Source organism: Trebonia sp. (assembly GCF_049794275.1).
Taxonomy (GTDB): Bacteria; Actinomycetota; Actinomycetes; order Streptosporangiales; family Streptosporangiaceae; genus Trebonia.
Map to the genome: position 1 here is coordinate 1 of NZ_JBARCR010001320.1, position 5,146 is coordinate 5,146.

Genomic DNA, 5,146 nt, shown 5'->3' on the forward strand with positions numbered 1-5,146 from the left:
TGCGCGCTCCCGTCCGGGAGTGACAGCCAGGTCCGGTCCCCGGCCGGCGTCTCCCCCTTCACGATCGCGACGTCCGCTACGACAGTGAAAGCCGGCGCTCCCGTCACGAATTGAGACGATACTCGCGGCATCCCGCGCACGGCGAGATTTTTCCGGCGTGTCGCGAGCGCCGAATCACCGGTTACTCCAGGGGCTGACGGGAGACCGCGGACGGCGCGCGGCCGCCGAGCAGCCAGCCGGCCGCGGCGCCGACCAGCGGCATGCCGATGACCAGCAGCCCGACATCGGCCCATGGCACGTTGCCGAACGTCTGGGTAAGGCTCGAGTGCGCCCAGGCGAGCGAGGCCAGGAACGCGGCCACAGTGCCCAGCGCCGCGCCGAGCAGCGCGATCACGCCCGCGGTGACGCCAGTGAGCGCCCGCCTGGTGCGCCAGCCCGCTCCCGTCGCGGTGAGCGTGCGCAGATCGCTGGCGGTCTCGGAGCGGATCAGGCCGACGGTCATGGCCAGCACGCCGAGCGCGATGAGGATGCCGCCGACGGTGGCGCCCTCACTGATCTGCCCCAGGCCGAGCTGGCCGGACTTGGTCTCGATCGTGGTGCCGATGGCGACCGCGGCCTGCCGGGCCGCGTTGATCTGTACCGGGGTGAGCGCGGCAGGCGCCTGGACCAGCCAGCCGACCGGGACGATCGTCTCGTGCAGCGCCCTGGCCGCCTGCTCGGTGATCACGGTGTTCGGCAGGGAGGTGCCGGCCGGCAGCTTCCCGACCTCCTGGATGACCGGGTTGAGGATGCACGACCCGGCGGGGCACCCGGGCGGCGACTCGGCGATGAAGCTGCCGCTGACCAGCGCGAGGCCGCCCGTCGCCGGCAGTCCCGCGCGCACGGTGAGCACGTCGGCGGCCGGGTTCACCTGGCTCGCGCTGACGCCGAACGTCTTGAGCAGGGCCGGAGTGGCCAGGTACATGCGGCCGCCGACCCCGGGGCCGTGCAGCGAGACGAGCGCCCCGGACTGGTTTTCCGTGGGCTGACCTTGCGCCGTGACGTTGACGCTGACCGCCAGGTCGAGCTCGAGCGGGGCGGGCGCGTGCAGTTGCGCGGCGAGCGTGTCCGCCTCTTGCCTGCTGGCGGCCAGCTTGGCTGCCGGGGTGACCTGGCCAGGCTGGTACTGGGTCGGGTCGTTTCCTGGCGCGTACATGATGAGCTGGTTGGACGCCATGTTCGGGGCGATGTAGTCGAGCGCGTCGTCGTACCGGACGCTCGCGATGACGATGGCGATGGTGGCGAGGAACACCGCGAACGAGACCGCCGCCAGCGCCGCGCCCGACCTGGACCGGTACCTGGCGAGGTCGCGCAGCGCCAGCCGGGTGGCCAGCGGGGCACGCCCTGCCACCTGGGCGAGCCGGTCCACGGCGAACGGGGCGAGCAGGGCGCACGCGATCACGCAGGCGATCATGGCGGCAATGACCAGGTAGGCGTCGCCGCCGCCGCCGTTCCAGCCGCCGGAGAAGTACAGCACGAACAGGCCTGCGGCCAGGAAGATGAGGCCGGGGCGCAGCGACCTTCTGACCACGTGCGGCGCGCTGATCCGGCCCGAGATCGCGGCGACCACCGGGACCTTGCTGACCGCGCGCCCCGGCCAGGCGGCGGCGATGACCGAGGTGGCCACGGCGAGCAGCAGGCCGATGACCACGGCCGCCCACGGCAGGTTCAGCGGGTCGGTGCGATGCGCGGTGGCGGTCTCCAGATGCGGGTAGTACCAGAACCAGAGGCCCAGCCCGAGCGCCGCGCCGATGATCGCGCCGAGCACGCCGGCCACCACGCCGTCGACGATCAGCACGAACCTGACGTCGCGCTCGGTCGCGCCGAGGGAGGCGAGCATGCCGAGGGCGCGCTGCCTCCGCTGAGCCATCACGGTGAACGCGGCGGTCGCGACCAGGCCGATGAAGGCCAGGCCGAGCACCGAGACGATCAGCACGATCGTCGCCGGGGAGGTGATCGAGTCCGACGGCTGCGGCGCGGTGACGGTCGCGTTCTTGGGGATGACGTTGCCGGCCGCCGACGCGGCGGCCGAGTCCATGCTTATGCCGAGGAAGATCCGCACGTTCTGCGGCGAGGCGAGCCCGGCGCCCTGGCCGGGCGGCACGAGGGCGAACTCGTCGAGCAGGTTCGACGGGTTCTCCACGATGCCGGTGACGATAAAGGCACGGCCCGCGCTTGCCCCCGCGGAAGCCGGGACGTGCCAGACGGAGCCGATCCGCAGCCGGTAGAGCTGGGCGAGCGCCGGGGTGACCGCCACCTGGCCGGCCGCTGTCGGGTAACGGCCCGAGTCGAGCGCGAGCAGTACGCGCGTGTACGGGGCGTTCGGGTCCTGGGCGCGCAGGTCGGCGCCGCCGGCCTGGCCGGTGACGATCGGCTGGTCGTAGATCACGCTCGCCGAGCCGTACGCCCTCTCGATCTTCGCGACGACGCCCGGCAGGCCGGGGGTGTTCCCTGGCAGCTGGACGAGCGTCTGCGCCGTGCCGTAGATCCCGGCGTTCGGCGTCCCCGGGGTTGCCGAGGCGACGGCGATGGCGAACAGCGTCGCGGCGGTCGCCACGGTGATCAGCAAGACGATGAGGATCCGCTGCTTCCACTCGCGGACGGCGAGGCGGAGCACCCAGCGGGACAGCGCGCGCCGGGCGGCGGCAGCGCGCCTGGGGTCGTCAGGTTCGTGGACGGGGCGGTCGCGTTCCAGCGTCAGCATGCTCATGACGGCTGCTCCAGCAGCGTTTCGGGGCCCGCCGGCGGCATGGTCTGATCGACGACGCGGCCGTCGCGCAGGAAAACGACCCGGTCCGCCCAGGACGCGAGCTGCGCGTCGTGGGTGACGACGACGGCGGCGGTGCCGCGCTTGCAGTACGTGTGGATGAGCCGCATCACGGACTCGCCGTTGGCCGAGTCGAGGGCGCCGGACGGCTCGTCGGCGAGCAGCAGCGACCGGTCCCCCACCACGGCGCGGGCGATCGCCACCCGTTGCCGCTCGCCGCCGGAGAGCTGGTCGGGGAAGCGCCTGGCCTGATCTCCCAGCCCGAGGTCTTCGAGGGCCTTGAGCCCGGCCAGGTGCGCGCGGCGCGCGCTCATCCCGTCCAGCTCAAGCGGCAGCGACACGTTCTCCGCCGCGGTCAGGCCCGGCAGCAGGTTGAAGTCCTGGAAGACGTAGCCGATCGTGCGGCGGCGCACCCGTGCCTTGGCGCCGTTCGACATCCGCTCCACGTCCTGGCCGTTGATCAGCACGGCGCCCGAGGTCGGTTCCTCGAGCGTCCCCGCGATGGTGAGCAGCGACGACTTGCCCGACCCGCTCGGTCCCATGACCGCGACCATCATGCCCGCCGGGACCGACATGCTGATGTCGCGCAGCGCCTGCACCTCGGCGGCGCCCCTGCCGTACACCTTGGATATCGACCGCAGTTCTAGCACGCTCATTGCTGCCTCGCTCCAATCCGGCGCCGGCGGGCCAGCGCCGGCATCGTCGCCTGCGCCGTCCGCGCGGGCGCCCAGCCTTCGGCCTTGGCCCGGCGCAGCCGGCCGTCGGCCGCGTCCAGCCAGCGGACCACCGAGTCGAGCCGGAACAGTTCCGCGTCCACCACGAGCGAGAACGCCAGGTCCGATCCGTCCTCGTCCTCCTTGAGCCTGGTCCACTCCTGCATCAGCTGGACCAGGTAGGTGCGGTGCGCCTGGATGATTTCGTGCACGTCGGTCCCCGGCACCGTGATGGCGACGAGCACCTTCATGACCAGCTCGTCGCGCGGCGGGGAGCTCAGGTCCGGCGGCACCCGCAGCCACTGGTCGAGTTCCGCCGAGCCGGCCGGGGTAATCCGGAATGCCTTCTGCGGTGCGCCTGGCACGTTCCCCAGCGCGTCGTGTTCGCCCGCAGTATCGCCGTTGGCCGTCTCGACCAGGCCGTCGCGCTCCAGCCGCTGCAGGGTCGTGTACACCTGGCCGACGTTCAGCGGCCAGACCTCGCCCGTGCGGGCCTCGAACTCCTCGCGGAGCTGCAGGCCGTACTTCGGGCCCTCACTGAGCAGGGCCAACAGTGCGTGCCGTACGCTCATAGCATCCCTCCACCGGGTATGATACTCAGTATAGTATCCGGTAGCTGCGGGAGTCGCAACGGGTCCGTTCGGAAAAATTTTGATTCTGAACGGGCCCGTTGGTTCCAGCGGGGCCGCATACAGTACCGTCGAAATGCCGGACTAAAATGGGTGACATGACAACTTCCCCGGTTCCGGTCGTCGACTTCTACTTCGATCCGCAGTGCCCGTTCGCGTGGGTGAGCTCGCGCTGGATCCTGGAGGTAGAAAAGGAACGCGAGATCAACCTGAGCTTCCGGGTGATGTCGCTGTCGGTGCTCAACGAGGGCCGCGACGTGCCGGAGCGGTACCGCGAGATGCTCGACCGCGGCTGGGGCCCGGTGCGGATCTGCATCGCCGTCGAGCAGAAGTACGGCACGGCCGCACTGCGCGACCTGTACACGGCGCTCGGCACCAAGCGGCACATCGAGAAGCGGGACTTCGGCCACGACATGTACGTCGAGGCGCTGACCGAGTGCGGGCTCGACCCGGCGCTGGCCGACGCGGCCGACTCAACGGAGTACGACGAGGCGCTGCGCGAGTCGCACCACCGGGGCATGGACCCGGTCGGCGACGAGGTCGGCACGCCGACCATTCACATCGACGGCGTGGCGTTCTTCGGGCCGGTGATCACCCGCGTGCCGCGCGGCGAGGAGGCGGTGCGGATGTTCGACGGCGCGCTGATGCTCGCGTCCAACCCGTACTTCTTCGAGCTCAAGCGGACCCGCACCGAGCCGCCGCAGGTCGACAGCTGACTGGCTAGCCGGCTGCCCTGGTAGCCCGGAGGGCCACGGCCCCGGCGGCGCCGGCGAGCGACGCGCCGGCCGCCGAGGAGAGGACGAACCACCGGGTTACCCGCGGCAGCTCGCGCCAGGCCGCCAGCGTGGTGGCCACGTCGAGGGCGTCGCAGAGCGCGCCCGCGGCGACCCAGACGGACGAGGATTCGGCGTCCGCCTGAGCGAGGGTTACCAGCGCGCCGAGACCCAGGCCGAGGTCACGCCCGCCGAGCGCGCGCCCCAGCACCCGCGCGGCCAGCC

The 5,146-nt window shown here is 71.6% G+C and carries 5 protein-coding genes; 1 reads left to right on the forward strand and 4 read right to left on the reverse strand.

Features of this window, described 5'->3' with window-relative positions; translation table 11 throughout:
* Positions 1 to 181: 181 nt before the first annotated feature.
* The 3 genes from WA805_RS31925 to WA805_RS31935 are packed head-to-tail and all read right to left on the reverse strand — an operon-like array spanning position 182 to position 4,091.
* Entirely contained in the window at positions 182 to 2,749 is a 2,568-nt protein-coding gene (locus WA805_RS31925; RefSeq protein WP_425244207.1) for an FtsX-like permease family protein, read from the reverse strand.
* On the reverse strand, positions 2,746 to 3,462 hold the full coding sequence (locus tag WA805_RS31930; protein WP_422282555.1) for an ABC transporter ATP-binding protein: 717 nt from the start codon (positions 3,460 to 3,462) through the stop codon (positions 2,746 to 2,748). Before WA805_RS31930 ends, WA805_RS31925 begins: the two co-directional genes overlap by 4 nt.
* Complete coding sequence (locus tag WA805_RS31935; protein ID WP_422284342.1) at positions 3,459 to 4,091, reverse strand: PadR family transcriptional regulator; 633 nt, start codon at positions 4,089 to 4,091, stop codon at positions 3,459 to 3,461. The genes WA805_RS31930 and WA805_RS31935 overlap by 4 nt, the downstream gene beginning before the upstream one ends.
* A gap of 155 nt (positions 4,092 to 4,246) precedes the next feature.
* Between WA805_RS31935 and WA805_RS31940 the strand changes: the two genes are divergently transcribed.
* Positions 4,247 to 4,864 (forward strand): disulfide bond formation protein DsbA, encoded by a 618-nt coding sequence (locus tag WA805_RS31940; RefSeq protein ID WP_422282561.1) that lies wholly within the window; start codon positions 4,247 to 4,249, stop codon positions 4,862 to 4,864.
* 4 nt (positions 4,865 to 4,868) lie between these two features.
* Here the strand turns inward: WA805_RS31940 and WA805_RS31945 are convergent.
* Positions 4,869 to 5,146, reverse strand: a 278-nt coding sequence (locus WA805_RS31945) for a hypothetical protein (RefSeq protein WP_425244208.1), incomplete at its 5' end; no start/stop codon positions are given.